The following is a 24,910-nucleotide window of genomic DNA, read 5'->3' as shown; positions in this document are numbered from 1 at the left end:
AACGTTTCAGCAAGATTTCAGGCCGACCAAAAAACGGTGCGCCGGGATGCTCGCCGCAGCGCGCGCCCAGGTATCGTCATTAAGCGCGAAGGTTTTGACCGGCGTTAGCCCGGCCACGCCCGGCAGCACGTTGGCATCTATCGACTGCTGTACCACGGTGCCAAACAGTCCGGAGAAGCTCTGTTCCTGATGGGCGATCAGGATCATGTCCGGGTCATTAATTTGAATCAGATGCGAAATCGCCAGGCCCAGCGCGGTGCCCGCCCGATGCAAAATGCCAATTGCCGCGTTACTGCCGCGCGCCGCCAGCTTTTCCAATTCCGCCAAGGATTCGACATCCAGAGCCTCAGCCTTAGCGCGCTCCATAATGGCGTTGAGAGAGGCCAGCGTGTCGAGACAACCGCGCTTGCCGCAGCGGCACGGCAGGCCGTCCAGCTCAATGGTGCAGTGGGCAATCTCCCCCGCGCCGCCGTGAAAACCGCGGTGCAGCTGGCCGGAGATAAAGTGGGCATTACCGATACCCGCGCCGTGGCTGACCAGGGTGAAGTTGCTCAGTTCGCGGGCGTGACCGAAGCGTTTCTCACTCACCGCCAGCGCCTTGGCGTCGTTTTCAATGGCGACGGCAATGCCGCCGCCCTGATTAATCGTCGGGCAGTGCTGGTGAATGCTTTGGCGGATCAGGTCGGCCAGCGGCACGTCGCGCCAGCTCAGCAGCGTGGATTGCACGCAGGTGGATTGATGTTCATCGATGAAGCCCGACAGCGTCACCCCCAGCCCGAGCAGCTTGTCGGCGGCGTCGGCGTGGGCCGCCAGCAGCTCCGGCAGCGCGGTGGCGATGTTATCCGCTAGCCGCTGCGGCTGATTGTCGAGGGGGAATGTCACCCGCGACAGGATCTCGCCATGCAGGTTAATCAGCACCATATGCGCCGGATCTTGTAATAACGACACGCCCGCGAAATAGGCGCCGTCCGGGTGGACGGTTAAACGCACCGAGGGGCGACCCTGCCCCGCGCCCGGCACGGTTTGCGATTCGAGCAGCAGTCCGGCGTCAATCATCTCGCGCACCACCCCGCTGACCGCAGCCTTGCTCATGCCGGAGAGCTGAACGAGGTCAGTGCGGCTCAGGCCATCCGTTGCGGTGATAGCCCCTAATATCTGTTGTTGTAAGGTGGTTAGCATATTTGTTTCCGGGCTCTCAAATTTCAATCAGCTGCGTTGACATTAAACATTAAAAATGGATATATCAATGCCAATTAGTTCACATTTTGAACCAAACATCTCAACATAAGTTTTTCATATGAACTAATTACGCAAAAAAACGTTCACACTGTTTTTGATGTTTTCGAATCACCTTTTAATCAATTACACGTAATACCCGAAAGATTTCGGCGTGCAGAAAGGCGGCGAACGAACGAATTCCGAATCACTTACACAGTTAAGTGATTCGGGAGAGAGAGCAGCCAACGCCTCTGCGGTTCGAAAGATGACGGGTATTTTGGGCAGAGGAAATACGATGAACAGCAAAATGCGATTAACTCTACTAAGTACGGCGCTGCTTGCCGCACTTTCCTCCCCGCTCTACGCGGCCACCCTGACCATCATGCAGAACGAAGCGCCGCGCAGCATGGACCCCGGCAACCAGACGGCGACCTTTACTGGTACGGTGCTGGACCCGATGTATGAAGGTCTGCTGCGCATGTCGCCCGAGCTGAAGCCAGAGGCGGCGCTCGCCACCTCGTGGAGCAGCGATGAGAGCGGCCTGAAGTGGACCTTTAAGCTGCGCAGCGGGGTGACTTTCCACGACGGTACGCCGTTTAATGCCGATGCCGTGGTGGCCAACTTCGCCCGCCACCTCGACGCCAAGCGCGGTCTGGCGGCCAGCGGGCGCCTGCGCACCTTCCTCGAAAGCGTCACCAAGGTGGATGACTCGACGGTGCTGTTCACCCTGAAGAAGCCTTATCCCGCCTTCCTCAATTTACTGACGACCGGCGCGTCCTTGATGGTCAGCCCAACCGCCGACAAAGCCGGCACGTTGGATAGCAAAGCCGTGGGGACTGGGCCGTACAAAATGGTGCAGTACAAAACCGGTGAATTCGTGCTGGAAGAGAAATATCCGGGCTACTGGGGGAATAAGACCAGCGGGCCGGACGACCTGAAGTGGACCTGGAGCGCCGAGCCGTCGGTAATGAACATGGCCCTGCAGGCGGGCGAAGCTGACGTGATTAACCCAGTGCCGCCGCAGTTCGCCAACGTGCTGAAAAACAATCCTAAATTCCAGTTGCATGAAAGCCCTGGCTCCGCCGTATTCTGGGTGGCGCTCAACACCGACCTTAAGCCGTTAGATGACGTGCGCGTGCGTCAGGCGCTGAACTTCGCCACCGACCGCGCGGGTCTGGTGCGCGCCATCATGTCCGGCTTCGCCATTCCGGCTAACTCGCCTCTCGCGCCTGTGACGGCGGGCTATGACAAAACCCTCAATCCGTACCCGCTAAATCTGGAGAAAGCCAAGGCGCTGCTGAAAGAGGCTGGGCTGCCGAACGGCTTTACTATGTCGATTGCCGTACAGGGGCAGGACGCGCGTATCGGCCAAGTGCTGCAAAGCATGTGGGCGAAAATTGGCGTCAAGCTGGACGTCCGCCAGATGGAAAGCGGCGTGTGGGCCAAAGCCGCCTTTGCCGATCAGGCAGGCAAAAAGGCCGATAACACCGGCGCGGTGCTGGCGTCCTGGTCTTCCGGCGTTAACGGCGCGGATCTGCAACTTCGCCCACTCTACTACAGCAAAAGCTTTGCGCCGGGCGGTGCCAACCTCGGCTTCTTCAACGACCCTAAACTGGATGAAATGCTAGACAAGGCGGCGTCAACGCAGGATGAAAACGCCCGCAACGCCATCTACGTCGAGGCGCAGAAAGAGATCAACCAGCAGGCGCCGCAAGTGCTGCTGTACTACCAGAATGACCTGTTTGCGACAGGCACCGGCGTGTCCGGCGTCACCATGGTTCCGGGCGGTCAGATTGTTGTAAAAGACGCACATAAGGGTTGATATGAAAGCTTATCTGGCAAAAAAACTCATCGCCTTCCCGGTCATTCTGATCGGCGTGTCGATGCTGATTTTTGGGTCTATCCGCGCGCTGCCGGGCGACCCGGCGCGCCTGATGGCCGGGCCGGAAGCAACGCAGGAAGCGGTGGACAATATGCGCGTGCGCCTTGGGTTGGATCAGCCGATCGTCACCCAGTACGTGCATTTTGCCACCGACGTTTTGCACGGGAATCTCGGGCTGTCCCTGCAGTCGCAGCAGCCCGTGACGCAGGAGATCGGCGAGCGCCTGCCCTATACGCTAGCACTCGCCGTGCTGGCCTACTTTTTGGCGGTGGTGATTGGCGTCCCCGCCGGGATGATTGGCGCGGTGTATCGCAATCGCTGGCCGGACTACGGCGTGATGCTGCTGGCGATTGCCGGGGCTTCTATTGCTAACTTCTGGCTCGGGCTGATGGCGATGAACTACTTCTCGGTGTCGCTCGGCTGGCTGCCGCTGCTCGGCGCGACCTCGTGGAAGAGTTACATCCTGCCGTCGGTGACGCTGGCGGTGTTACCTATGGCGGTGATGGCGCGCATGACCCGCTCGAGCATGCTCGACGTGCTGTCGGAGGACTACATCCGCACCGCGCGCGCCAAAGGGCTGTCCGCCGTCACCATCTATTGCAGCCACGCGTTTCGCAACGCGCTGATCCCGATTGTCACCATTGTCGCCCTCAACTTCGGCAGCCTGATTGGCGGCGCGGTGGTCACCGAGTCGGTGTTTAACTGGCCGGGCATCGGGCGTCTGTTGGTGGACTCGGTGCGCTATCGCGATTACCCGGTTATTCAGGGCGTGGCGCTGGTCGCAGTGTGCGGCGTGGTGGTGATGAATCTGCTCGGCGAGCTGTTGATTGCCTTCTTGAATCCAAAAATAAGGTTCGATTAATGTCTGCCATTATCACGCAACTACCCCGTCGCAAGCCGCGCACGCTGCGGTTCTTCCGCTGGTTATGGCGTCATCCGGCGGTGACCTTTGGCTGTCTGATTGTCGGCGCGATTGTTTTAGTCGGTATTTTCGCGCCGTGGCTCACCCGTCACGATCCCTACGCGCAGGACTTGATTGATACCCTCCTCGCCCCTTCGGCGGACCACCTGTTTGGCACCGACGACTATGGTCGTGATATTTTCGCTCGGGTAATTTACGGCGCGCGGATTTCCATTATCGAAGTGGTGCTGAGCGTCGGTTTGGCGATGCTTATCGGCATCCCGCTGGGGGTGATCGCCGGGATGGTCGGGCGCTATGTCGATATGGTCATCATGTGGTTTATGGACATGCTGTTTGCCTTCCCCGGCATCGTGTTGGCGATTTTGGTGGTCAGCATTCTGGGCGGCGGATTGGTCAACTTGCTGATTGCCATCTCGCTGTTCGCCATTCCGGTTTATGCCCGCCTCAGCCGCAACCTGACTCTCGGCCTAAAGCAGATGGAATACGTCGAGGCAGCGCAGGCACTCGGCTTGTCACACTACCGGATTATCGTGCACTACATTCTGCGCAACGCCGTCGGGCCGATTATTGTCCAATCAACCCTGACTGCCGGTACGGTGATTTTGGCCGCAGCTAGCCTCTCGTTTCTTGGCCTAGGCGTGCAGCCACCCATGCCGGAATGGGGTACTATGATGAGCGATGGCCGAAACTTCCTCGGCATAAATATTTACCTTTCGCTGTTCCCCGGTCTGGCTATCATGCTGACGGTGCTCGGATTTAACGTCCTGGGCGATGGATTACGCGATTTACTGGATACCCGCTCATGAGCAAACCTTTCTCCGCTGCGTCAGCTGACGCGGCGGTTTTTTGTGCCGATATCGGCGGTTCATTTATTAAGTTTGGTATTTCCGCGCGTTCAGGCGAAGTGGAGGAGTTTGGCAAGGTGCCGACCCCGACCGCCTCGTGGGATGCTTTCGTTGCCGCCGTACAAGGTTTGATCACCCAGTACGCGCCGGACTACCCTGCCGACACGCCGCTGGCTATCTCCACGGCGGGGCTAGTGTCGCCACAAACCGGTGAGCTACTGGCAACCAATATTCCGGCATTTACCGGCCGCTCGCTGGCGGCCGATCTCAGCCTCGCCTTGCAGCGCCCGGTGAGCGCCGCCAATGACGCCGACTGTTTTGCACTGGCGGAAGCCTACGCCGGAAACGCGCAGAATCAGCCGATTGTGGCGGGAATTATTCTCGGCACCGGCGTTGGCGGTGGTCTGGTGATCAACGGCCAACTGGTGCGCGGTCACGGCGGCGTCACCGGCGAATGGGGCCACGGCGCAATCACCCGCACCGAGCTGCCGATCAATGGCAAGACCTACCATATCCCGCGCTTGCCCTGCGCCTGCGGCCAGCACGGCTGTCTGGATATACTCGGCGGCGCGCGCGGTTTGGAGCGCCTGCATCAGCATCTTAATCAGCAAGATCGCACCAGCCAGCAAATCGTCGACGGCTGGCAAAACGGCCAGCCGGACTCAGATTTAACCATCCAAGCCTGGCTGCAACTGGTCGCCGAACCTCTGGCGCTGCTGGTCAACATCCTTGGCCCCTCTAAAATCGTGGTCGGCGGCGGCTTAGCCAACGCCATCCCCCTGATCACCGCGCTAGATCTGGCCGTCCGCCACGGCGTGCTGCATCGCTACCCGGAACCTCTGGTCGTCACTGGCAAGTTTGCTGGCGCTGGCGGCAATGGTGGGATGATTGGGGCAAGCGTGTTGGGGCGTTTGAGCGAACGCCAGACGCTTTAAGGTCAACAGCGTGCGCTGCCGCCACACCGGCCTCAAGGGGCGCCTATCGCCGCGCCCCTTGAGAATCCCCGGCTCTTTACTGCGCGCTCCGCTCGTTGGGCGGACGTGTTTCAGGTACTTTCGTTCTCCACCGCCCTCCTTATCAATAAAGAATGTCGCCGCTTAGGCGGTGCCTTCGCTTCAGGCTTCGAGCCATAGGTCTCGAACCGTTCGCTCAGCGCCATTTTTGACTGCGGTTTTGAGGCATCTCGACCGTGCCGTTTCAGTGGAGTGCTGCTCCCTCCCCTATTTAGGAGAGGGTTGGGGTGGGGTATTTCTCACACAAGCCGCTGAGTTTGCTGCAATACACCCTCCCAACCTCCCCCTTACCAGGGGGAGGAGCAAACCCAAAGCTTAAACAAACCCTACTGAAAAGGTTCGGTTGATAAGCCAGTAGGTCGCGTTCAGAAGTGACGCCGAGCAAGAGGTGGAAAACCGCGTGGCTTTTTACGCGGGTTGTAATCCCGCAGCGAGGGAACCGCCTAAGCGGCGGCTCTTCGCGGCTGTCACCAAAGCGACTGAAACATGTCCATTCCGACCCTGCGCAGCCTCGATCTTCCAGCAGCAAAAAAACGCAGGATTCCAAAGGGTTTCGTTTAAAACCCTTTGGGCCAGTTTGCGTGGCAACGCAAGGTTTTGACCTTCAGGTCCGTATGGGCGGCGAGCCCACGGTTTTGACCTTAGGGGCCAGTCTGCATGCCAACGCAAAAATCTCAGCGGCTTTGGGCAGCCGCCCAATCATCCCGCCGCAGGCGATAAAGACAGTGCTCTTGAAGTCTGTCCCCCTCGGCTATTACCGGGTGATTGAAATTCTCCGCAGGGTCACAGGTCATCCCCATGCGCTTCATTACTGCCTGAGAACGCAGGTTTATCAGCGCGGTGAAGGCGACGATTTCATGCAGGTCGAGCTGGTTGAAACCTACCTTTAGGGCGGCCTGCGCGGCTTCACTGGCGAGCCCTTTGCCCCATGACTCGGCGCTCAGACGCCAACCGGCTTCGACGCAGGGGTTGAAAGGCAGCTGATAGCCCGGCGTGTGCAGGCCGAGGAAACCGATAAACCTGTGTTCGTCGCGCGTCTCCAGCGCCCAGATGCCCCAGCCGCGTTCGGTTATCAAGGCGCTACAGCGTTCGGCCAAGTTGTCACTCTCTTCGCGGGTCATAACCGAAGGGAAAAACTCCATCACGCGTGGATCGGCATTAAGTTCGGCGAAAGGCTCCAGATCCTCTTCGCGCCATTGGCGCATGATCAGGCGCGGCGTGGTGATTTCAATCGTGGGAGTGATAACAGGGACGATAAACTCTTGCATAACTCTCCTTGTAGCCAAGTGGCCGTTAATGGACTCAGTAATTCGCAGTAACATAACCGTTATACGGAATTTCTTTATACTTACAAGGCTGATTTAACTCACTTATTCTCACCGGTAAGCGCCAGCCAGGCTTTGACCGAACCCGTGGTTTCTTGCGTGCGATGCAGCAAAATCATATTGGCGCGCAGGCTGAAGTTATCCAGCGGCTTGTATAAAAGACCCGGCAGCGGCACCTGTTCGAACGTCGAGGGCACCAGCGCAATCCCCTGTCCGGCGGCCGCCAGCATCAAGACGCTCAGCGTGCTTGAAACCTGATGGGCGATGCACGGCGGACTCCCCAAGGCTCGCTCCAACTGCGCCAACTGTCCGTCATTAGCTTTGCCGGTGGAATAGACAATCAGCGGCTCTTTGGCAATCATCTGTCGGGTGAGCAGTTCGAGGCACGCCAACGGATGATCCTTTGCCAGCGCGATGACCATTGGCCAGTCGCCAATCATCTCGGTACTCAGTTGGCTGTCAAACTCAATGCCCATTGCCGGGCAGTAGCCGACATCAATTTTGCCCGCCAGAATCGCCTCGCTTTGCCACTGCGGGGCCAGCTCTTGCAGCTCAATCTCCACCTGCGGATAGGCGGCGGTGAAGGCGCGCATATCCGCCAGCAGCTTGCCGGTGAATACCGCGTTGCCCGCAAAGCCAATCCTTACCTTGCCGGTTTCCCCACGCAGGGCGCGCTGCACCACGCTTTTTGCCCGCTCGGCCTGAGCAACGGCCAGTTCAGCCTCGGCGCGGAATAGTTTCCCGGCCTCGGTCAGCTCCACCTTGCGCGTGGTGCGCAGGAACAGCACCCCGCCCACCTCCTCTTCCAAGGCTTTAATCTGCATACTCAGCGCAGGCTGCACAATGTTGAGACGCTGGGCGGCACGGCCAAAATGAGCCTCTTCAACGACCGTAAGAAAGTAACGCATTTGCCGCAAATCCATGTTTTAGCACTCATCAACTAAAATGATTAATAGCTCAATTTAAACTATTTGTTTTGATGGCTCTAGACGCCGATGCTGTCAGCAGAAAATGACTAAGCAACGAATCATCAGGAGCAGCACCATGAGCAATACACTGCAAGACCGCCAAGACATTGCCGACCTAATGACCGGCTGGATACATCGCGATTTAGCTGAGTGGGATCAACTGCTCGAATTGTTCCATGACGACGGCATTATTGAAGTCACATGGTTTGAAGGGCTGTTCAGCGAATTCGTCAAAGGGTCACAGAAAATGGGCAATTCTGGCTTCAGCACCAAGCATGTGATTGGCTCGCCGGTGATCACCTTTAATGGCGATCGGGCGATTGTCGAAACCAATGCCATTATTATTGGCGAAAATGCCTCGCTGGGGCTGGGCTGTAACGGTCATAACCGTTTCTATGACTTAGTTGAGAAGCGCGACGGTGTGTGGCGCATTGTTAAGCGCCAGTCGATTTACGATATGGGTAACTTCACCTTCCCAGTCGGCGTGGTGGATATCGATCAGGCCACGGTGGAGAAATATCCGCGCGAATACGCGGCGCTAGCCTATCTGCTGGAGAAGAGTGGTTTCCCAGTGAAACGGGTGTTCGCCACCAAATTTAGCCAGCAGGAACAAGAGATGAAAGCCAAAGGCAAACAGTGGCTGGCTGAGGCGAAAGAGTAGCGAGGTAAAGTTGTTCTGAAACAGAGATGGCAGGCCCGCGCGGCCAGCAGCGGCGCGGGCTGCGTTAAGCAAGAGAAGAAAGTTAGCCGTTACCTTTGCCCGTTTTCGGGTACTCGCTGCCCGCCGAGACTTCCGGCAGGTCGTCTAAATCGGGCTGAATGCCCTCAGAGATATAGTCTTTCGCCGCTTTGGCCTGTTCATGGCCAGATTTATCGCGCACCAGTACGTGCTTAATAGTGCCGTCTTTCAGGACTTCGCGATGGATGCCAGTAAATTCGCTCATAAGTTCCTCTTTCTGGTGATCAAACTGAAGCCGGATGCTCATATCAGGTTCCATGAGCTCAGTATTAAGCATAGTTTTATTCCGCCAGAGTTCGAATAATAAATATCTGAATATTCCTTCAGCGACGATAACTTTTTCCTGATAAATTAATACGTGAGTCAATGGCATACTGGCTTAATCAGGTTTTATCGGCGCATTAGCAGGAGAAGGCATTTTGGACGCAAGCACTATCAACACACTTTTTTTCGTCGGCGCCCTGTTGGTAGCAGCAAGCATTCTGCTCAGTTCGCTCTCTTCCCGCCTCGGAATTCCCATTTTGGTCATTTTTCTCGCCATCGGTATGTTGGCGGGGGTTGACGGCATTGGCGGCATCGCCTTTGACAACTATCCGGCGGCCTATTTAGTCAGTAACTTGGCGCTGGCGGTGATCCTGCTCGACGGCGGCATGCGCACCCGGGCCTCCTCCTTTCGCGTGGCCCTCTGGCCCGCCCTGTCGCTAGCCACCGTCGGTGTCCTCATTACCGCCGGATTAACCGGCATGGCGGCGGCCTGGCTGTTTAAAGTCGATATGATTCAAGGCCTGTTAATTGGCGCGATCATCGGCTCCACCGACGCCGCGGCGGTGTTCTCACTGATTGGCGGCAAAGGCTTAAACGAACGTGTCAGCGCCACGCTGGAGATTGAGTCAGGCAGTAACGACCCGATGGCGGTATTCCTGACCATCACCCTGATCGACATGATTGCCAAAGGCCAGCACGGACTGAGCTGGATGTTCGTTCTCGACGTGATTCAGCAATTTGGTTTGGGCATTTTCTTCGGGCTGGGCGGCGGCTGGCTGCTGCATAAGCTGATCAACAAAATCTCTCTGGCCACCGGCTTATACCCCCTGCTGGCCTTCAGCGGCGGGTTGATGGTCTATGCCCTGACGGTAGCGATGGACGGCAGCGGAATTTTGGCAGTGTATCTCTGTGGTCTGGTGCTGGGCAATATGCCGATCCGCAACCGCCACGGCATTATGCAGACTTTCGACGGGCTGGCGTGGCTGAGCCAAATCGGCATGTTCCTGGTGCTCGGCTTGCTGCTGACGCCAAGCGATCTGCTGCCGATTGCCGCCGGCGCGCTGGCCTTGTCTCTGTGGATGATTCTGGTTGCCCGCCCGCTTTCGGTATTCGTCGGGCTGTTCCCGTTCAAAAACTTTACCCTGCGCGAGCGTTTCTTTATTTCGTGGGTCGGGTTGCGCGGCGCGGTGCCGGTGATTCTGGCGGTATTCCCCATGATGGCGGGCATCCCGCAGGCCAACCTGTACTTCAACGTGGCCTTCTTCGTGGTGCTGGTTTCCCTGCTGCTGCAAGGCACCTCGCTGGGCTTTGCCGCCAAGAAAGCTAAGGTGATCGTGCCGCCGATGCCGACACCAATTTCCCGCGTGGGGCTGGATATCGACGTGTACAGCAATTGGGAACAGTTTATTTACCAGCTGGGTTCTGAGAAATGGTGCGTGGGCGCGGCGCTACGTGACCTGAAAATGCCCGCTGAAACGCGCATTGCCGCCCTGTTTCGCGGCACTGAGATGCTGCACCCCACGGGCAGCACGCGGCTGAAAGAGGGGGATATTCTCTGCGTGATTGGGCAGGAAAAAGACCTGCCAGAGCTGGGCAAGCTGTTTAGCGACAGCAACGCGGTGGTGCTGGATGACAGATTCTTCGGTGACTTTATCCTGCAAGCCGATGCCCCGCTGGACGCCATTTCACAGCTTTATGGCCTGAATTTGGATGACTCGGTGGATAAATCCCTGTCACTGGGCAACTTCGTTATTCAGCTGTTGGGCGGCGAGCCGGTTATTGGTGACCATATTGAATGGGACGGCTTAACCTGGACCATTGCCGAGATGGATGGCAAAGACGTGAGCAAAGTCGGGGTAAGAATTGTGACCGAAAAAGCCTAAGTAACAGGCTTCCTGCTAAACTTCCCGCCAAAAAAATCATAAAAAAAACGCCTGTGAGGTTAAACCTGACAGGCGTTTTCTTCTTTAGCGGCCAGCAAACTAGCCGCTAAATCAACCGTTATTGGCCGGCTTGTGGGTCTTTGTCGTAATCAGAACAAGACTGGTAGCCTTTATTCATTACGTGGCCTGTGTCGTTAAAGCTGACGAAGTAAGTCTGAGCTTTACCATCACGTGGCGCAACGGCGTAGGTCTGACAAGTCCCTTTAGCATGGACCAGCGTCGCTTCAGTTGAAGGTGGACCCGCCAGAGCACGAACCTGCGCTTTGGTCATACCGACTTTAACGTCGCTGACCACAGGCTCTTTGACATAGCTCGCTGCGCGATCGTAAGTCTGACACCCAGCAAGGACTGATACCGCTGTAGCAACAATAATTAACATCTTCTTATTCATGACTTCTTTCTCCTGAAGTGCTTATGTTTAGTTAAGACTAGAAGAAACGGTCAATTTCGCCAGTTAATATGACTTTTATATGTGAATAAGTCGGCTAATTAGGCTTTTTCTGATAAGAGCGGTTAAAGAATAGCCGACATTGCCGTTCAGCTGATGTGAAAGCAGCCACTTTGTTCTATAAATGAAGGAAGTAAACCCTTGAACTTAGGGTTATTGGTTTCTCTTTTGTAACAAGGAGCAGTGCTAATGGCTTTGGACAGACGTCGATTTTGTACTTTACTCAGCGTTGCCGCCCTGCTGCCCTTACCTTTAACCCTTAAAGCCCAACCTCGGGAGGTCGCCGTGGAGATCCTACATACCGGCAAACCGGACGGTGGCGTGCCCAACAGCAAGCTGCCGGTGCTGATTTATCATCACGTTATCCCGCCAGAAGTGGCTGACAACGCCGAATACCTTGAACATCTGTTCCGCGCTAACGGCTGGCCGCCGCAGTGGCGCTACCCGGTCTACCCTTTCACCCACTTTCACTCTAATACCCATGAAGTGGTCGGCGTGTACGCAGGCGCGGCCAAGCTGCAACTGGGGGGAGAGAAAGGCAAGATCATTGAGGTTAATGTTGGCGATGTGCTGCTTATTCCGGCCGGCGTCGGCCACAAACAGATTTCAGCGGATGACAATTTTATGCTGGTGGGCGCCTATCCGCCGAACGTCACCGCCGACCTGTGCCACGATGAGCCGAAGAAGATGGCGGAGCGAATCAAGGCGATTAACCAAGTGCCGATGCCGGAAAGCGATCCGGTCACCGGCCATTCAGAAGGAAGTATGCATTACTGGCACGCGGCGAAATAAGGTCAGGCAGGATTAGCGCAGCGGGCGCTGCATAACCGTGACCTGCTCGTTGTCCACTTCGCGTGTTTCCACTTCCTGCCAGCCAAGACGGGAATAAAGTCCCTTTTGGTCCGGCGTATAAAGCCAAAGGGTATCAACACCCGCCGCGCGCGCGCGCTCGATGCTGGCATTGATCAAGGCGGAGCCAATACCACGGCCGCGCAGGTGGTGGCGGGTAAAGACTTCGCCCAGCCAATATTTGCGCTCGGCCACGTCGTCCAGCTCATAGCGCATCACGCCGGCAGTGCCGACAACCTCGTTATTCTCATCAAAAGCGACCAGCACGAACTGGCGGCCTTTGCTGGCAAGTCTCTGGGTAAGTCGCTGACGAATATACTCTTTCTGGGCCCAGTGCGGAAAAGCAGACCATTCGCCATGCAGGTATTCTGTGATCACCTCGAGGTACTGGGGAACATCCGCAAGGTTGGCAATCTTCACAGCACAGGCGTTGGATGGAGATGAAGTCTCAGTCATGGGAAAACCGTTTTAAGCAATCAGGGCAACTAATTTGTCGATTCCCCCGTTGACTGTCAAGCCGCAGCCTGAATTTCGCCCAAACCAAATCTAGACACCGCCCTCTCCAAACGTTGCGATTGCGCCAATAACTCCTGCGACGAACTGGCCGCCTGCTGCGCCAACTGGCTGTTTTGCTGCGTAACCTGGGTCAAAGTGACAATACGTTCGGAGACTTCGTGAATGCTTTCGCGCTGGTGTTGGGTGGCGTCAGAAATTTCGCCCACCAGCGTATTAAGCCCGCTAAAAAGGGTGATGATCTCATTTAAGCTCTTACCCAAGTGCGTCACCGAGGTTGAGCCGCGACCGATTTGCGCCATTGAATCTTCGATGAGTTGATGAATGCCGCGCGTCGAATGGCTGCTTTTTTGCGCCAACAGCCCAATCTCTTTCGCCACCACGGCAAAACCGCGACCGTGCTGCCCGGCGTGAGCGGCTTCAATGGCGGCATTGAGCGCCAAAATATTGGTCTGGAACGCCACGCTGTCTATCATCGCCACAATGTTACTCATCTCGGCGGACTGGCTGACAATCTCTTTCATCGCCGTGTCCACTTTGTGCATCACGTCGCCGCCGCTGGTTGCCACCTGCTGGGCCTGCTCGGCGCGTTGGCTGGCCTGATGGGCGTGCTGCGCGTTGTCTTTCACGCGCTCGGTCAGGGAGCTAATGTGCTGGTTGGCGGCGGCCAGCTCATCGCGCTGCTTCAGGGCCTGGGCTGACAACTCCTCATTACCTAAGGCGATTTCATTAATGTTCACCATGATATGCGACGAGGCGTCGCGCACTTCGCTAATCAATCTGCGCAGCCCGGCTTGCATCTCGCTCAGGCTTTGATTGAGCTGGTAAACCTCGGTGACACGCAGGGTTTTGCCGCCAATCTGCTCGGATAAATCCCCGGCCGCCAGCACGCGAATGTGGGCGATCAGCTGCTGTAAAGGTCTGATAACCCAGCGAGTAATGCCGCGCCAGACCATAAAGGCAATCACCGCCAGCAGCACCAATGCGCCGAGGAACAGAGATTTCGCCTGTGACAGCGCCGCCAGCAGATGGTCGCTGAGCGAGACTGCCGTCTGCTCATTGACACTCAGGTAGCGATAATATTTGTCGCTGAAATCATCCTGAAACGCCTGAATAGGCACATTAAAGAAGGAATCAATGGTATTAGTTTTTTGCAGGCCGTCAGACTGCTCGCGCAGCCCGTCGTAGAACATCTGGTAGCTGGCCTGAAGTTCAGAAGCCGCCTTTTGCGCGTCGCCCTGCAAGCCGCCGGTGATGGTGGCAAACCGCTTGAAAGCCTTGTCAGACGCGGCCAGCGCGGCCTGCGACTCCTCCATCAGACTGTGCCAACTGCCGTCTGAACCCGTCTCTTTGTCCTGCATGAAATAAATCCCCGCGCGGTTGAGCTTATCGCTGGCGATCAGCAGCTCCATGCGCGCCTTGTCCATCACCGCCTGCTGCTGGCGCAGGCTTTCGGTGGCAATGACGTTTTGGCGGGCATCTTGCAGGATGTTGGTGAGGATAAGGGTCGAGAAGAGCTGCAAGGCGGAAAATAGCGTGATAACGCAAATTACCCCAAAAAGAATACCTCTTGGGCGAGATGTGAAAGCTGTGCGGAATACTGTGCTGAAAAGGCCATGAGCTTTAAAGAAAGGGGAAGTTAATTTCATGATTATTCTGCATAATTTTTAGGGTAGGCAGAATTTTACTCGTGGGAAATGACAGAAATATTTCAGGGGCCGCAGCCCCTGAAAGTCAGTCATCACATCAGATTTTCGGGAAGATCCACAGGTGTTCAGCGGGTAGCGACAGGCGGAACATCTCCTGACCGCGCACTTCACTGCCATAAGCGCGAACCACAAAATCTTCGGCGACCGTGCGGAACAGGTATTCCCAGCGATCGCCAAGATACATGCTGGTTAGAAGCGGCAGCTCGATTTGGTTGCCCTCGGCGCTATCGCCCAGTTTCACCTGCTCGACGCGGATCACCGCCGTGGCTTGCTGCCCGACCTGCACGCCCTCGCCCGCTAGTCCCCACAGCGCCCAATCCTTACCTTCAATGCGCGCCCTGCCGTTGCTCAGTTCAGTGATTTTGCCGTGCAGGCGGTTGTTGCTACCCATAAACTCGGCGGTGAACAGGGTTTTCGGCGAGCCGTACATCTCCTGCGGCGTGCCCTGCTGTTCAATTTTGCCATTGTTGAGCAGCAAAATGCGGTCGGAAATCGCCATCGCCTCGTTCTGGTCGTGGGTGACCATCAGCGCCGACAGGCCTAGCTTAATGATCAGTTCGCGCAGGAAGACGCGTGCTTCCTCGCGCAGTTTGGCATCAAGGTTGGAGAGTGGCTCATCCAGCAAAATAACCGGCGGGTTATAAACCAGGGCACGGCCAATGGCCACGCGCTGCTGCTGACCACCAGACAGCTGGTGCGGGTGGCGCTTGCCGAGATGCCCCAGCCCGAGCTGATCCAGCACCGATTGCACCCGCTGGTTCATTTCGCCCGAGGCCACTTTGCGCAGTTTCAGCGGGTAAGCCACGTTTTCGAACACGGTTTTGTGCGGCCACAGGGCGTAGGACTGGAACACCAGCCCCAAATTGCGCTCTTCGGCCGGGATTTCGCTGCGCGGGCTGCCGTCGTAAACGGTGTTTTTCCCGATCACAATGCGGCCCTGCGTCGGCTTCTCCAGCCCCGCCACGGCGCGCAGCAGCGTGGTTTTGCCACTGCCGGATGGTCCAAGGAGTGACACCACTTCTCCACGTTTTAAATCCATGGATACGCCTTTCAGCACCGGGTTGTCGCCATAGGTTAAATGCAGATTATCGACGCTTAACTCAATCATGTAATTTGACTCCAAAACGTAAGGCAATACCCAGACCTAACACCACCAGCAGGATGTTAATAAAGGAGAGCGCGGCCACGATATCAATCGCCCCCGCCGCCCACAGGGAAACCAGCATTGAGCCGATAGTCTCCGTGCCCGGCGACAACAGATAGACGCCGGTGGAATATTCGCGCTCGAAAATCAGGAACATCAACAACCAGGAGCCAATCAGGCCATAACGCGACAGCGGGATGGTGACGTGGCGGGTGATTTGTCCACGGGTGGCGCCCGTGCTGCGTGCCGCCTCTTCCAGCTCCGGCCCGACTTGAAGCAGGGTCGAAGAGATAAGCCGCAGGCCGTAAGCCATCCACACCACGGTATAGGCCAGCCAGACGCTGAAGATGGTGCTGCGCAGCGAACGCAGCCACACCACCAGATTCTCACGCAGCCACTCAGACACCGGCAGGCCAGAGAGCCAGCCCGATTTCAGCGCGTTGTCGAGCCACATCGGCAGGAACAGGAACACCCACAGGAAGGCCAGACCGGCCAGCAGGCCCGGCACCGCGCGCGGCACCAATACGCTATAGTCGAGGAAGCGCGTCACGCCGTCCGGCTTGCGATGCATGGCGATGCCGATAAACAGGTAGCAGACCACCGCCAGCGCCCCGCCAAAGACGCCAATTGCCATTGAGTTCACAATCGCCCGCAGCAGGTTTGGCTGTTCCCAAATGGTGCGGAAAGTATTGAGCGAAAGTTCGTCCCACAGCGACACGCCGACGCCCCAGTTGGAGATAAAGGCGCGCAGCACCACGCCCACCAGCGGCACGCCGATGGTGACGGTCAGCCAGAAGGCCACCACCGCGCCAGCCACCCAGCGCCACTTGCCCAATGGGAGTGCGCGAGCCTGCGAGGCCTTACCTTTGACGGTGACAAAACGGTTGGCGGTGCGCATCAGGCGGCGTTGCAGCATCACCAGCGGCACGGTGATACAAATCAGCACCACGGCGACGGCAGCCATCAGGTGGTAAGACGGCGTGCCGAGCTTATTGGTCAGCTTATAAAGGTAGGTGGCCAGCACCATGTTGCCTTCCGGGTCGCCCAACACCAGCATCAGGCCGAACACTTCCAGCCCGAGGAAAAACAGCAGCACGCTGGCATAAAGAATCGACGGGCGCACCATCGGCAGGCTGACGGCGGTCATGACCTGTAGCGGCGTGGCCCCCGCCGTGCGCGCGGCCTCTTCTACATCTGACCCAACGCTGCGCAGCGCTGAGGAGATATAAAGGTAGGCGTGCGGCACGTGAGTCAGGCCCGCGATCACCACGATGCTCGACATGGCATAGATGTTCCACGGCACGAAACCGAACAGCGATTCAGCCCACAGGGAGAAGAATCCCACTGGCCCCGCCGCCACCACGTAACCAAAGCCCAATACCATTGGCGACACGAAAATCGGCACCAGGATCAGCGGCTCGATCAGGCGTCTTCCCGGTAAATCGGTGCGCACCATCAGGAACGCCAGAATGCCGCCCAGAGGAATAGAAATGACAATCAGCCCAAAGGCCAGAATAAAGCCGCTTTTCAGCGCCTTATAGAAATCAGGATCGGTGAAGATAAATTCAAAGGATTCAAGGCTGAACTCCTTCGAAGGCGAAAAGAAAGGCGCCGAGAGAAAACTTTGTATAACGATAAACGACAGTGGAATGTAGATAACCAGCGCGGTTATCAACACCACTACGCTGCGCGGCAGGCTCTGCCACTTTCTGCGTAATGCAATCATGTCACGTCCCTTCGGTTATGCGCTCTGAGCCATGCAAATGAAGACGGTCAGAGCAAATCGAGGGGATACGCGCCCTTTTTCACCGACGCGCATCCCGTTTTACCGATTTAAATCAATCAATACCCTAAATCATTTGAGTCATAGGAAGGCGGCAAACAAATGACCCCCGATGAGCTTACTCAAGTCAGTGATTCGGGTGAGTCGCCCCTGTGGCTCGAAGGATGACGAGTATTTTATTTGGCCGCGGCCTCGCGCCATTGCTTGATGTAATCAAGGCGTTTTTTCTGCTGTAAGTACTCCAGCAGCGTTTCATCAACCGGGATAGGTTTGAGGGCATTACCCAGCATTTTGGTCATACCGTCGATATCGTTGTTGCCTTCGATGTCGTTACGGATGGAAGGAATGTCGCCCTGATTCGCCAGGATGCTCTGGCCTTTTTCAGACAGCACGTAGTCCAGCCACAGGCGCGCCGCGTTGCTGTTTTTGGCTTCTTTGCTGATGAAGGAGACGCGGGAAAGGACCAGCGTGTAATCCTTCGGATAGGAGATCCCGAGCGACGGGTCAGTTTTGGCGCGGGCCTCGGCGTAGGAGCCTAAGATGTTAAAGCCAATCAGGTTTTCGCCAGAGGACACCCTTTCCATCATGGTCCCGGTGGAGGACTGCACGGCTAAGCCGCCCTTGGCGACGTCAGCCAGCGTTTTGAAGTAGTTAGGATCAGCTTTGAAATCTTCAACTGAAAGCATGAAGCCCAGACCTGATTTCTCAATGTCATAGGTGGTGACTTTCTTCTTGAATTTGTCAGTCTGGCTGGCAATCAGCTTCGCCAACGCGGCGTGAGAGTCCGGCACGTCACCGGCTGGGATCAGGCGTTTGTTGTAGATAAACACCACTGGCTCATAGGTGGTGCCGTAAGCCTTCTCTTTCCACACTGCCCACTTAGGCAGTTGCCCATGTTCCGGCGAGGTATATTCCTGCGCGTAGTCGGTCGCCAGCTTCAGCGCGGTGTCCATGGAGGAGCTCCACACCACGTCGCCGCTGTTGCCGCCCGCCGCCTGCTCACTGATAAAACGGTTGTACAGCTCGGTGCTGTTCATGTCGTTGTATTCGACTTTCACACCCGGATAAGTCGCTTCAAAGCCTTGGATCAGCGGCCCTGCGGCCTTAACGTCGGTGGTGGAATAAATAACGACTTTGCCCTCTTTCTTGGCGCCGTCGACCAGCTTCTGGTAGTCAGCCGGGTACCCTTGAGGTAATGCAGAGATTGCAGAGGAAGACATCAAAACGGCAGTAGCAATCAGAGAGATACGTAATTTCTTAGACATTATTGTTAACCTCTAGTTACATTTGGGAAACTAAAAATCAACATATAGGCAGTGCCACTTCCTGCGCAATCAGGTTAACGGGTTATGTTCGCGAATTGTGAGACGGGGCATTTTTTAGGCAATTAACACCATTAACACCACGAAAAAACCTCAGGAAAGAGTTAAAAACCGGGGGTTAACAGCTCAGGAAAAATGCAAAAAGAGGGAAAAGAGAGATTTCGGTGAATTTTAGGCACAAAAAAAGCCGCTAATCACTTAGCAGCTCATTTGCGTTGTTGTTAATGGCGGAGGAGAAGAGATTCGAACTCTTGAATGGTTTCCCATCGCCGGTTTTCAAGACCGGTGCCTTCAGCCGCTCGGCCACCCCTCCGCAACAACAATCTGTCTCAAGAGCAGTGCTCATCAGACGGGGCGTAGTATACAAGAAGCAGAAGAAGATGCAAACATTATTTTCGTTCTATTTTGTTGATTTAATAAGCATTCTTGCAAAATTCATTAATTGCTGAGAAATCGAACAAAGGAAGAAACATGGGAAAGTCGAGACAGGAAATGCCAAAACGCAGAGACAAAAAAAGCCGCTAATTTCTTAGCAGCTTTCTTGTGTTGTATATGGCGGAGGAGAAGAGATTCGAACTCTTGAATGGTTTCCCATCGCCGGTTTTCAAGACCGGTGCCTTCAGCCGCTCGGCCACCCCTCCGCAACGAAGCGAACTATAAACATAGGCCATTAGGTTGTAAAGCCTGATTATGTTCGTTTGCCTGAAAAACAGGCACTGGCGTTTCAAATGATGATTAAATCGACATTACGGCCAGTTTTAAAACAGGGAAGCGTCATTTCTACGGCGAGTTGCGGTAACTCATGGGTAAAGAAGGGTAAAACGCCTTTAATCACGGCAGGTAACTATCTACTATTCAAGGCTGATTGTATTTTCACCGACTCCAACTTTTGTCGATAAGTGAGATTTTAAATGGAACGTATTGTTGCCTCTTCCTCCTCTCGTGCCGGCGCGCTGTTAAGCACCCACAGAGTTCTACGTAATACCTATTTCCTGCTGGCGCTGACGCTCGGCGTTTCGGCTATTACTGCTACCGCTAGCACCCTGCTGCGTTTACCTTCACCGGGTATGCTGCTGACGCTGGTGGGTTTCTACGGGTTGATGTTCCTGACTTACCGCACGGCTGACCGCCCTGTGGGTATTCTGGCGGCCTTCGCCCTGACCGGCTTTATGGGTTACACCCTCGGCCCACTGCTTAGCTCACTTCTTTCGGTTGGCGCGGGTGACATCATTATGCTGGCCCTTGGTGGCACGGCGCTGGTGTTCTTCTGCTGTTCAGCCTACGTGCTGACCACCCGTAAGGACATGTCCTTCCTGTCAGGCATGATGATGGCGGGCTTCGTGGTGCTGCTGGTGGCGGTTATCGCTAACCTGTTCCTGCAGATCCCTGCCCTGTCACTGGCGATTAGCTGCCTGTTCATCCTGTTCTCCGCTGGCGCAATCCTGTGGGAAACCAGCAACATTATTCACGGCGGCGAAACCAACTATATTCGTGCCACGGTGAGCCTGTACGTTTCTCTGTATAACGTATTTGTCAGCCTGCTGAGTATCTTAGGTTTGTCCCGCAGCAACTAATTCGGCCTTTCAGCAAGCCAAGCCTCGCGAAAGCGGGGCTTTTTATTTTGTGGCTCCGACCTTTTTGCTAAACTGCGCGCAGCGTTTTATTGAGAATTGAGGTGTTATGTTGGAGTTTGCAGGCCGCGAGATTGAAACCGATGCTCAGGGCTACCTAAAAAACAGTGCTGATTGGCACGAAGATCTGGCCCCTATGTTGGCCGAAGAAGAAGAGATCGTGCTGACCGAGGCTCACTGGGAAGTGGTGCGCTTTGTGCGGGAATTCTATCTCGAATTCAATACCTCCCCCGCCATTCGCATGCTGGTCAAAGCCATGGCGCAAAAATATGGCGAAGAGAAAGGCAACAGCCGCTACCTGTTCCGACTGTTCCCTAAAGGCCCGGCGAAGCAAGCCACCAAAATTGCTGGCCTGCCAAAACCGGTCAAATGCCTGTAGCTTTTAGGTGATAGCGAAAGCTAATGGCGGATTTTAAATTCGCCATAATCCCCCGGTGCCGCGGGCTCGCTCAACACTTTATCTACCTTGGCGTGTTTCGGGCCACCCTGTTTAAGCCACGCCAGCAGTTGATCCACCTGCTCCTGCTCGCCGCAAACAATGACTTCTACGCTGCCATCATCCAAGTTTCTCGCATAGCCCGTCAGGCCCAAGCCGTTGGCCTGCTGTTGCGTGGCGAAACGAAATCCTACGCCCTGCACCCGGCCGTAGACATAGGCGGCTATACTGACTTTTGCCATAATATTCTCTCCGTTAGCGGTATGGTTCGTTGCAATTTTGGCTGCTTGCTCGGACAATGACGCTCTTTTTTGCCCCGAACTGACAGAACCTAATTCTATGACTGCTCGTTTATTCTTGGCCAAAGGCCGCGAAAAATCTCTCTTACGCCGCCACCCGTGGGTATTTTCCGGTGCGGTAACCCGTGTCGAAGGTAAAGCAAACTCTGGCGATACTATTGATATTGTAGACAGTCACGGGAAATGGCTGGCTCGCGGTGCATATTCTCCGTCGTCGCAAATCCGCGCACGCGTCTGGACCTTCCGCCAGGACGAAGATATCGATATCGAATTTTTCGTGCGTCGCTTGCAGCAAGCGCAGAGCTGGCGTAACTGGATTGCCAAGCGTGACGGGCTTGATGGCTATCGCCTGATTGCCGGTGAGTCCGACGGTTTGCCGGGTATCACCATCGACCGTTTCCAGAATTTCCTCGTGCTGCAGCTGCTTTCTGCCGGTGCTGAATATCAGCGCGCGCCCCTGCTGGCCGCGCTGCAAAAATGTTACCCGGAATGCGCCATCTGGGATCGCTCCGACGTCGCCGTGCGTAAGAAAGAGGGTTTAGAGCTGACTCAGGGCCACGTGATTGGTGCCGAGCCACCTGCACTGCTGCCGATCCAAGAGCACGGCATGAGCCTGCTGGTGGACATCAAACAGGGTCACAAAACCGGTTTCTATCTCGACCAGCGCGATAGCCGCTTAGCTGCGCGTAAATATGCCGAAGGCCGCAAAGTCCTAAACTGCTTCTCTTACACCGGCGCTTTTGCCGTGTCGGCGCTGATGGGCGGCTGTGAGAAAGTGACTAACGTTGATACCTCACAAGACGCGCTGGACATCGCTCGTCAAAACGTTGAGCTGAATAATCTGGATCTGTCGAAAGCCGAGTTCGTGCGCGAAGACGTGTTCCAACTGCTGCGCAAGTACCGCGCCGAAGGCGTGCAGTTCGACATGATCGTCATGGACCCGCCAAAATTTGTTGAAAACAAGAGCCAGCTGGCCAGCGCCTGCCGTGGCTACAAAGATATCAACATGCTGGCGTTGCAGTTACTGCGTCCGGGCGGCATTTTGTTAAGTTTCTCCTGTTCCGGCCTGCTGCCGACCGATCTGTTCCAGAAAATTCTGGCCGATGCGGCGCTGGACGCCAATCGCGAGATCCAGTTCGTGGAGCAGTTCCGTCAGGCTGCTGACCATCCGGTTATCGGTTCTTACCCGGAAGGTCTGTATCTGAAAGGCTTCGCCTGCGTAGTGATGTCGTAAATTTATCGTTCTGTGCCTTATCTCAGCACAGAACCTGAATTAACGTCGAGAAACAGGGTCAAAACTTGAAATAGTGCCGCTAACCTCCATATAGACGTTAAGGTAATTTTTCAGGAGATGACTATGATCGCCAGCAAATTCGGTATTGGCCAGCAAGTACGCCACAGAATGTTAGGTTATCTCGGCGTAGTGATTGACGTGGACGCAGAGTATTCGCTAGAGAAGCCAAAGGTTGAAGAACTCGAGACCGATGACTCTATGCGCACCGCGCCTTGGTATCACGTGGTGATGGAAGACGATAAGGGCGAGCCGGTACATACTTATCTGGCAGAGATCCAAATCGATCACGAAGCGGCGCGTTCCCACCCGGAACAAAGCTCTTTAGATGATTTGGCCGAGTCTATTCGCAGCCAGTTAACCTTACCGCGCCTGCGTCACTAAACCTGCTGCCTGCGGCAATAAAAAACCGACTCCTTCGGGTCGGTTTTTTTATGTCTACATGCAGCAGATTTATGGCCAGACCTACTTCTCCAGACCTAAGCGCAGAATTTCAATTTTCGGGCATTTATCCATGACCACTTTCAGACCAGCCTGTTTAGCCAGCACCGCCGCTTGTTCGCTAATCACCCCCAACTGTAGCCATAGCACTTTCGCACCAATATCGATGGCCTCTTGCGCGACGCCGTAAGCCGCCTCGGTATTGCGAAAAACGTCAACCATATCAATCTCATGGGGAATATCCGCCAGCGTGGCGTAGACCTTCTGTCCGTGCAGCGTGCTTCCAGCCAGTTTCGGGCTGACAGGGGTTACCTCATATCCCTGAGACAATAAATAAGCCATGACGCCGTTGCTCGGCCTGTTCAGCTTGTCACTCGCCCCCACCAGCGCAATAGTTTTCACCTCTTTTAAGATGGTGACGATGTCATTATCTTGCATGCCATTTCCCTCATTAAGCGACGTATTACCAGTTTAACTCAGTGTCAAAACTTCGGCAGTTTTTAGCTTAAAACTGCGGCTGAAAGCACTGATTGCCAAGAAAATGGGTATAAATGTAACAATAAATACATCCTGTAAAGTTTTGACACATTCGCCGCATTGCTCAATAATAGAGGCTGTCAGTGAAAGGTAAGGAGTGAAGTATGAAAGTCAGATTAATGGCCGCTTTAATGTCGGTTTGCCTGCTGGCACCCGTTTGCGCGACCAGTCTGAAACTTTCATCGGACATCGACCTGCTAGTGCTGGATGGAAAACGTATATCCGGCGCTATTCTCAAAGGGGCAGAAAGCCTTGAAGTCGATGCAGGACAGCATCAGATTTTATTCCAGGTCAGCAAAAACCTGCACCCGGCCACCATGAATGCCCTGATGTACCACTCCCCCGCCATGATAGTCAGCTTTAGCGCCAAAGGAATTCGTTCGGCTTCCTTCATTTTGCCAACGCTGAATAACGAAATGGATGCCGCATTCTTTAGCAGAAAGCTCAATTATCGCCTTGTTGATCAAGACGGTCGAGACATTCCGAGCCGCCGCGACGTGCTTCGTCAGGTGGTTTATGGCAATGCGACTGATTTAGAAAAGGTGATGCTGCGCTATAACTTATCTGGTCTGCGAGCGTCCGTGCCGGCCTTCGCCACTGCCGTACAACAGCGGGACAGCTCACTGTTCAATACCACATCACTGTCGATGCTCAACGTTTCCAGCCAAAAGCACAGCAGCCCGGGTAAAACGAGCTGGCCGAAGCTGGTCGCCTCCCCGCACGTCGGCCGTTTTTTCTCTTGGTTCAGCTTCCCTTCATCCTGAAAAACCCTCCATTATCAGCCTGATGTCACGAAAAACCTCAACGTTCGGCTGAATTGTTGCATCAGAGCTATGCAGAAAATATGAGTTTCAGTACTCTGGACGCAACTCTATTTGGCGTCGAAGGGAATATTTATGGAATTCACCACCCGCACCATTGGTAAAAAAAAGCATATCGCGCTGGTTGCCCACGATCACTGTAAAAACATGTTGATGAGATGGGTTGATAAGAACGTCGCGGAGCTGTCGCAGCACACCCTGTATGCCACCGGCACCACCGGGAATCTGGTGCAGCGCAATACCGGAATTGACGTGAAAAGCATGCTCAGCGGCCCGATGGGTGGGGATCAACAGGTGGGCGCGATGATCGCCGAAGGGAAGATTGATCTGCTGATTTTTCTCTGGGACCCGCTGAATGCCGTGCCGCACGACCCCGACGTTAAAGCCCTGCTGCGCCTCGCCACCGTGTGGAACATTCCGGTTGCCACTAATCTTGCTACCGCCGATTTCCTTATCGCCTCACCGCTGTTTAAAGAGGAAGTCGAGATTTCTATTCCCGACTACCAAAATTACCTGCTTTCCCGTCTGAAAGCCTAAACAAAACGCCCCCATTCGCGGGGGCGTTTT

Annotated in this window: 25 protein-coding genes and 2 tRNA genes; 13 read left to right on the top strand and 14 right to left on the bottom strand. The window is 55.3% G+C overall.

The genetic code is table 11. The annotated features are described in order from the left end of the window. Positions 1-6 precede the first annotated feature (6 nt). Positions 7-1,179 carry an ROK family protein gene (locus tag V2154_RS06920; RefSeq protein WP_353501604.1) on the bottom strand — a complete coding sequence of 391 codons (1,173 nt, stop codon included), beginning with the start codon at positions 1,177-1,179 and terminating at the stop codon, positions 7-9. A 334-nt stretch (positions 1,180-1,513) separates the two neighbouring features. Here V2154_RS06920 and V2154_RS06915 point away from each other — a divergent pair, with 334 nt between their 5' ends. The 4 genes from V2154_RS06915 to V2154_RS06900 are packed head-to-tail and all read left to right on the top strand — an operon-like array spanning position 1,514 to position 5,802. Beyond that, positions 1,514-3,040, top strand: a complete 1,527-nt coding sequence (locus V2154_RS06915) for an ABC transporter substrate-binding protein (RefSeq protein ID WP_353501603.1) — start codon at positions 1,514-1,516, stop codon at positions 3,038-3,040. Position 3,041: 1 nt separating this feature from the next. Then, positions 3,042-3,962 carry an ABC transporter permease gene (locus tag V2154_RS06910; protein WP_034789358.1) on the top strand — a complete coding sequence of 307 codons (921 nt, stop codon included), beginning with the start codon at positions 3,042-3,044 and terminating at the stop codon, positions 3,960-3,962. Further along, positions 3,962-4,828, top strand: a complete 867-nt coding sequence (locus tag V2154_RS06905; RefSeq protein ID WP_353501602.1) for an ABC transporter permease — start codon at positions 3,962-3,964, stop codon at positions 4,826-4,828. Before V2154_RS06910 ends, V2154_RS06905 begins: the two co-directional genes overlap by 1 nt. Next, positions 4,825-5,802, top strand: a complete 978-nt coding sequence (locus V2154_RS06900; protein ID WP_353501601.1) for an ROK family protein — start codon at positions 4,825-4,827, stop codon at positions 5,800-5,802. Before V2154_RS06905 ends, V2154_RS06900 begins: the two co-directional genes overlap by 4 nt. Before the next feature lie 752 nt (positions 5,803-6,554). On the opposite strand, the gene V2154_RS06895 is transcribed toward V2154_RS06900, so the two are convergent. Next, positions 6,555-7,148, bottom strand: a complete 594-nt coding sequence (locus tag V2154_RS06895) for a GNAT family N-acetyltransferase (protein WP_353501600.1) — start codon at positions 7,146-7,148, stop codon at positions 6,555-6,557. A gap of 98 nt (positions 7,149-7,246) precedes the next feature. Next, positions 7,247-8,113 carry a LysR substrate-binding domain-containing protein gene (locus tag V2154_RS06890; RefSeq protein WP_353501599.1) on the bottom strand — a complete coding sequence of 289 codons (867 nt, stop codon included), beginning with the start codon at positions 8,111-8,113 and terminating at the stop codon, positions 7,247-7,249. 136 nt (positions 8,114-8,249) lie between these two features. Between V2154_RS06890 and V2154_RS06885 the strand changes: the two genes are divergently transcribed. Further along, positions 8,250-8,834, top strand: a complete 585-nt coding sequence (locus V2154_RS06885; RefSeq protein WP_353501598.1) for a nuclear transport factor 2 family protein — start codon at positions 8,250-8,252, stop codon at positions 8,832-8,834. Between the two features lie 82 nt (positions 8,835-8,916). Here V2154_RS06885 and V2154_RS06880 read toward each other — a convergent pair whose 3' ends face one another. Further along, the gene (locus tag V2154_RS06880) at positions 8,917-9,117 is read right to left on the bottom strand and encodes a hypothetical protein (RefSeq protein WP_034789351.1); all 201 of its coding nucleotides are present in this window, start codon (positions 9,115-9,117) and stop codon (positions 8,917-8,919) included. 214 nt (positions 9,118-9,331) lie between these two features. On the opposite strand from V2154_RS06880, the gene V2154_RS06875 reads away from it, so the two are divergent. After that, complete coding sequence (locus tag V2154_RS06875) at positions 9,332-11,059, top strand: potassium/proton antiporter (protein ID WP_353501597.1); 1,728 nt, start codon at positions 9,332-9,334, stop codon at positions 11,057-11,059. A 118-nt stretch (positions 11,060-11,177) separates the two neighbouring features. Here the strand turns inward: V2154_RS06875 and osmE are convergent, their stop codons facing one another. Beyond that, complete coding sequence (gene osmE / locus V2154_RS06870; RefSeq protein WP_034789322.1) at positions 11,178-11,510, bottom strand: osmotically-inducible lipoprotein OsmE; 333 nt, start codon at positions 11,508-11,510, stop codon at positions 11,178-11,180. Between the two features lie 246 nt (positions 11,511-11,756). Here osmE and V2154_RS06865 point away from each other — a divergent pair, with 246 nt between their 5' ends. Further along, positions 11,757-12,359, top strand: a complete 603-nt coding sequence (locus V2154_RS06865; protein ID WP_353501596.1) for a cupin — start codon at positions 11,757-11,759, stop codon at positions 12,357-12,359. 12 nt (positions 12,360-12,371) lie between these two features. Here V2154_RS06865 and V2154_RS06860 read toward each other — a convergent pair whose 3' ends face one another. The 7 genes from V2154_RS06860 to V2154_RS06830 form a co-directional block, all read right to left on the bottom strand. Continuing rightward, positions 12,372-12,872, bottom strand: a complete 501-nt coding sequence (locus V2154_RS06860) for a GNAT family N-acetyltransferase (protein WP_084674052.1) — start codon at positions 12,870-12,872, stop codon at positions 12,372-12,374. 56 nt (positions 12,873-12,928) lie between these two features. Further along, the gene (locus tag V2154_RS06855) at positions 12,929-14,578 is read right to left on the bottom strand and encodes a methyl-accepting chemotaxis protein (RefSeq protein ID WP_353501595.1); all 1,650 of its coding nucleotides are present in this window, start codon (positions 14,576-14,578) and stop codon (positions 12,929-12,931) included. A 97-nt stretch (positions 14,579-14,675) separates the two neighbouring features. Then, on the bottom strand, positions 14,676-15,746 hold the full coding sequence (locus V2154_RS06850; RefSeq protein ID WP_353501594.1) for an ABC transporter ATP-binding protein: 1,071 nt from the start codon (positions 15,744-15,746) through the stop codon (positions 14,676-14,678). Then, positions 15,739-17,508 carry an ABC transporter permease gene (locus V2154_RS06845; protein WP_034789316.1) on the bottom strand — a complete coding sequence of 590 codons (1,770 nt, stop codon included), beginning with the start codon at positions 17,506-17,508 and terminating at the stop codon, positions 15,739-15,741. The genes V2154_RS06850 and V2154_RS06845 overlap by 8 nt, the downstream gene beginning before the upstream one ends. Before the next feature lie 233 nt (positions 17,509-17,741). Next, positions 17,742-18,830, bottom strand: a complete 1,089-nt coding sequence (locus V2154_RS06840) for an ABC transporter substrate-binding protein (protein WP_353501593.1) — start codon at positions 18,828-18,830, stop codon at positions 17,742-17,744. Positions 18,831-19,112: 282 nt separating this feature from the next. Then, positions 19,113-19,200, bottom strand: a tRNA-Ser gene (locus V2154_RS06835). 240 nt (positions 19,201-19,440) lie between these two features. Continuing rightward, positions 19,441-19,528 (bottom strand) — tRNA-Ser (locus V2154_RS06830). Between the two features lie 270 nt (positions 19,529-19,798). Here V2154_RS06830 and yccA point away from each other — a divergent pair. Together yccA and tusE are read left to right on the top strand one after the other, a co-directional pair. Then, positions 19,799-20,461, top strand: coding sequence for an FtsH protease modulator YccA (yccA, locus tag V2154_RS06825; protein ID WP_034789313.1), 663 nt, complete (start codon positions 19,799-19,801; stop codon positions 20,459-20,461). A 106-nt stretch (positions 20,462-20,567) separates the two neighbouring features. Beyond that, positions 20,568-20,897 (top strand): sulfurtransferase TusE, encoded by a 330-nt coding sequence (gene tusE, locus V2154_RS06820; protein WP_353501592.1) that lies wholly within the window; start codon positions 20,568-20,570, stop codon positions 20,895-20,897. A 20-nt stretch (positions 20,898-20,917) separates the two neighbouring features. Here the strand turns inward: tusE and yccX are convergent, their stop codons facing one another. Further along, complete coding sequence (yccX, locus tag V2154_RS06815) at positions 20,918-21,196, bottom strand: acylphosphatase (RefSeq protein ID WP_353501591.1); 279 nt, start codon at positions 21,194-21,196, stop codon at positions 20,918-20,920. A gap of 97 nt (positions 21,197-21,293) precedes the next feature. On the opposite strand from yccX, the gene rlmI reads away from it, so the two are divergent. Together rlmI and hspQ are read left to right on the top strand one after the other, a co-directional pair. Next, complete coding sequence (rlmI, locus tag V2154_RS06810; protein ID WP_353501590.1) at positions 21,294-22,487, top strand: 23S rRNA (cytosine(1962)-C(5))-methyltransferase RlmI; 1,194 nt, start codon at positions 21,294-21,296, stop codon at positions 22,485-22,487. A 123-nt stretch (positions 22,488-22,610) separates the two neighbouring features. Next, positions 22,611-22,928, top strand: a complete 318-nt coding sequence (hspQ, locus tag V2154_RS06805; protein WP_353501589.1) for a heat shock protein HspQ — start codon at positions 22,611-22,613, stop codon at positions 22,926-22,928. Positions 22,929-23,009: 81 nt separating this feature from the next. On the opposite strand, the gene V2154_RS06800 is transcribed toward hspQ, so the two are convergent. Continuing rightward, on the bottom strand, positions 23,010-23,423 hold the full coding sequence (locus V2154_RS06800) for a CoA-binding protein (RefSeq protein WP_353501588.1): 414 nt from the start codon (positions 23,421-23,423) through the stop codon (positions 23,010-23,012). A 203-nt stretch (positions 23,424-23,626) separates the two neighbouring features. Here V2154_RS06800 and V2154_RS06795 point away from each other — a divergent pair, with 203 nt between their 5' ends. Both V2154_RS06795 and V2154_RS06790 read left to right on the top strand, forming a co-directional pair. Beyond that, positions 23,627-24,286, top strand: coding sequence for a DUF2057 family protein (locus V2154_RS06795; protein WP_353501587.1), 660 nt, complete (start codon positions 23,627-23,629; stop codon positions 24,284-24,286). Positions 24,287-24,418: 132 nt separating this feature from the next. After that, on the top strand, positions 24,419-24,880 hold the full coding sequence (locus V2154_RS06790; protein ID WP_353501586.1) for a methylglyoxal synthase: 462 nt from the start codon (positions 24,419-24,421) through the stop codon (positions 24,878-24,880). The last annotated feature ends 30 nt before the right edge of the window (positions 24,881-24,910 follow it).

Source organism: Ewingella sp. CoE-038-23 (genome assembly GCF_040419245.1).
GTDB classification, from domain to species: domain Bacteria; phylum Pseudomonadota; class Gammaproteobacteria; order Enterobacterales; family Enterobacteriaceae; genus Ewingella; species Ewingella allii.
Note: the sequence above shows the minus strand (reverse complement) of the source record. Positions and strands in the feature narration are given on the sequence as shown.

Coding starts and splice junctions, on each gene's coding strand:
- hspQ (WP_353501589.1), top strand. CDS start 22,611: ATGATCGCCAGCAAATTCGGTATTGGCCAGCAAGTACGCCACAGAATG.
- V2154_RS06800 (WP_353501588.1), bottom strand. CDS start 23,423: ATGCAAGATAATGACATCGTCACCATCTTAAAAGAGGTGAAAACTATT.
- V2154_RS06900 (WP_353501601.1), top strand. CDS start 4,825: ATGAGCAAACCTTTCTCCGCTGCGTCAGCTGACGCGGCGGTTTTTTGT.
- V2154_RS06920 (WP_353501604.1), bottom strand. CDS start 1,179: ATGCTAACCACCTTACAACAACAGATATTAGGGGCTATCACCGCAACG.
- yccX (WP_353501591.1), bottom strand. CDS start 21,196: ATGGCAAAAGTCAGTATAGCCGCCTATGTCTACGGCCGGGTGCAGGGC.
- osmE (WP_034789322.1), bottom strand. CDS start 11,510: ATGAATAAGAAGATGTTAATTATTGTTGCTACAGCGGTATCAGTCCTT.
- V2154_RS06855 (WP_353501595.1), bottom strand. CDS start 14,578: ATGAAATTAACTTCCCCTTTCTTTAAAGCTCATGGCCTTTTCAGCACA.
- V2154_RS06915 (WP_353501603.1), top strand. CDS start 1,514: ATGAACAGCAAAATGCGATTAACTCTACTAAGTACGGCGCTGCTTGCC.
- yccA (WP_034789313.1), top strand. CDS start 19,799: ATGGAACGTATTGTTGCCTCTTCCTCCTCTCGTGCCGGCGCGCTGTTA.
- V2154_RS06905 (WP_353501602.1), top strand. CDS start 3,962: ATGTCTGCCATTATCACGCAACTACCCCGTCGCAAGCCGCGCACGCTG.
- V2154_RS06895 (WP_353501600.1), bottom strand. CDS start 7,148: ATGCAAGAGTTTATCGTCCCTGTTATCACTCCCACGATTGAAATCACC.
- tusE (WP_353501592.1), top strand. CDS start 20,568: ATGTTGGAGTTTGCAGGCCGCGAGATTGAAACCGATGCTCAGGGCTAC.
- V2154_RS06845 (WP_034789316.1), bottom strand. CDS start 17,508: ATGATTGCATTACGCAGAAAGTGGCAGAGCCTGCCGCGCAGCGTAGTG.
- rlmI (WP_353501590.1), top strand. CDS start 21,294: ATGACTGCTCGTTTATTCTTGGCCAAAGGCCGCGAAAAATCTCTCTTA.
- V2154_RS06865 (WP_353501596.1), top strand. CDS start 11,757: ATGGCTTTGGACAGACGTCGATTTTGTACTTTACTCAGCGTTGCCGCC.
- V2154_RS06890 (WP_353501599.1), bottom strand. CDS start 8,113: ATGCGTTACTTTCTTACGGTCGTTGAAGAGGCTCATTTTGGCCGTGCC.
- V2154_RS06840 (WP_353501593.1), bottom strand. CDS start 18,830: ATGTCTAAGAAATTACGTATCTCTCTGATTGCTACTGCCGTTTTGATG.
- V2154_RS06910 (WP_034789358.1), top strand. CDS start 3,042: ATGAAAGCTTATCTGGCAAAAAAACTCATCGCCTTCCCGGTCATTCTG.
- V2154_RS06860 (WP_084674052.1), bottom strand. CDS start 12,872: ATGACTGAGACTTCATCTCCATCCAACGCCTGTGCTGTGAAGATTGCC.
- V2154_RS06880 (WP_034789351.1), bottom strand. CDS start 9,117: ATGAGCGAATTTACTGGCATCCATCGCGAAGTCCTGAAAGACGGCACT.
- V2154_RS06795 (WP_353501587.1), top strand. CDS start 23,627: ATGAAAGTCAGATTAATGGCCGCTTTAATGTCGGTTTGCCTGCTGGCA.
- V2154_RS06885 (WP_353501598.1), top strand. CDS start 8,250: ATGAGCAATACACTGCAAGACCGCCAAGACATTGCCGACCTAATGACC.
- V2154_RS06850 (WP_353501594.1), bottom strand. CDS start 15,746: ATGATTGAGTTAAGCGTCGATAATCTGCATTTAACCTATGGCGACAAC.
- V2154_RS06790 (WP_353501586.1), top strand. CDS start 24,419: ATGGAATTCACCACCCGCACCATTGGTAAAAAAAAGCATATCGCGCTG.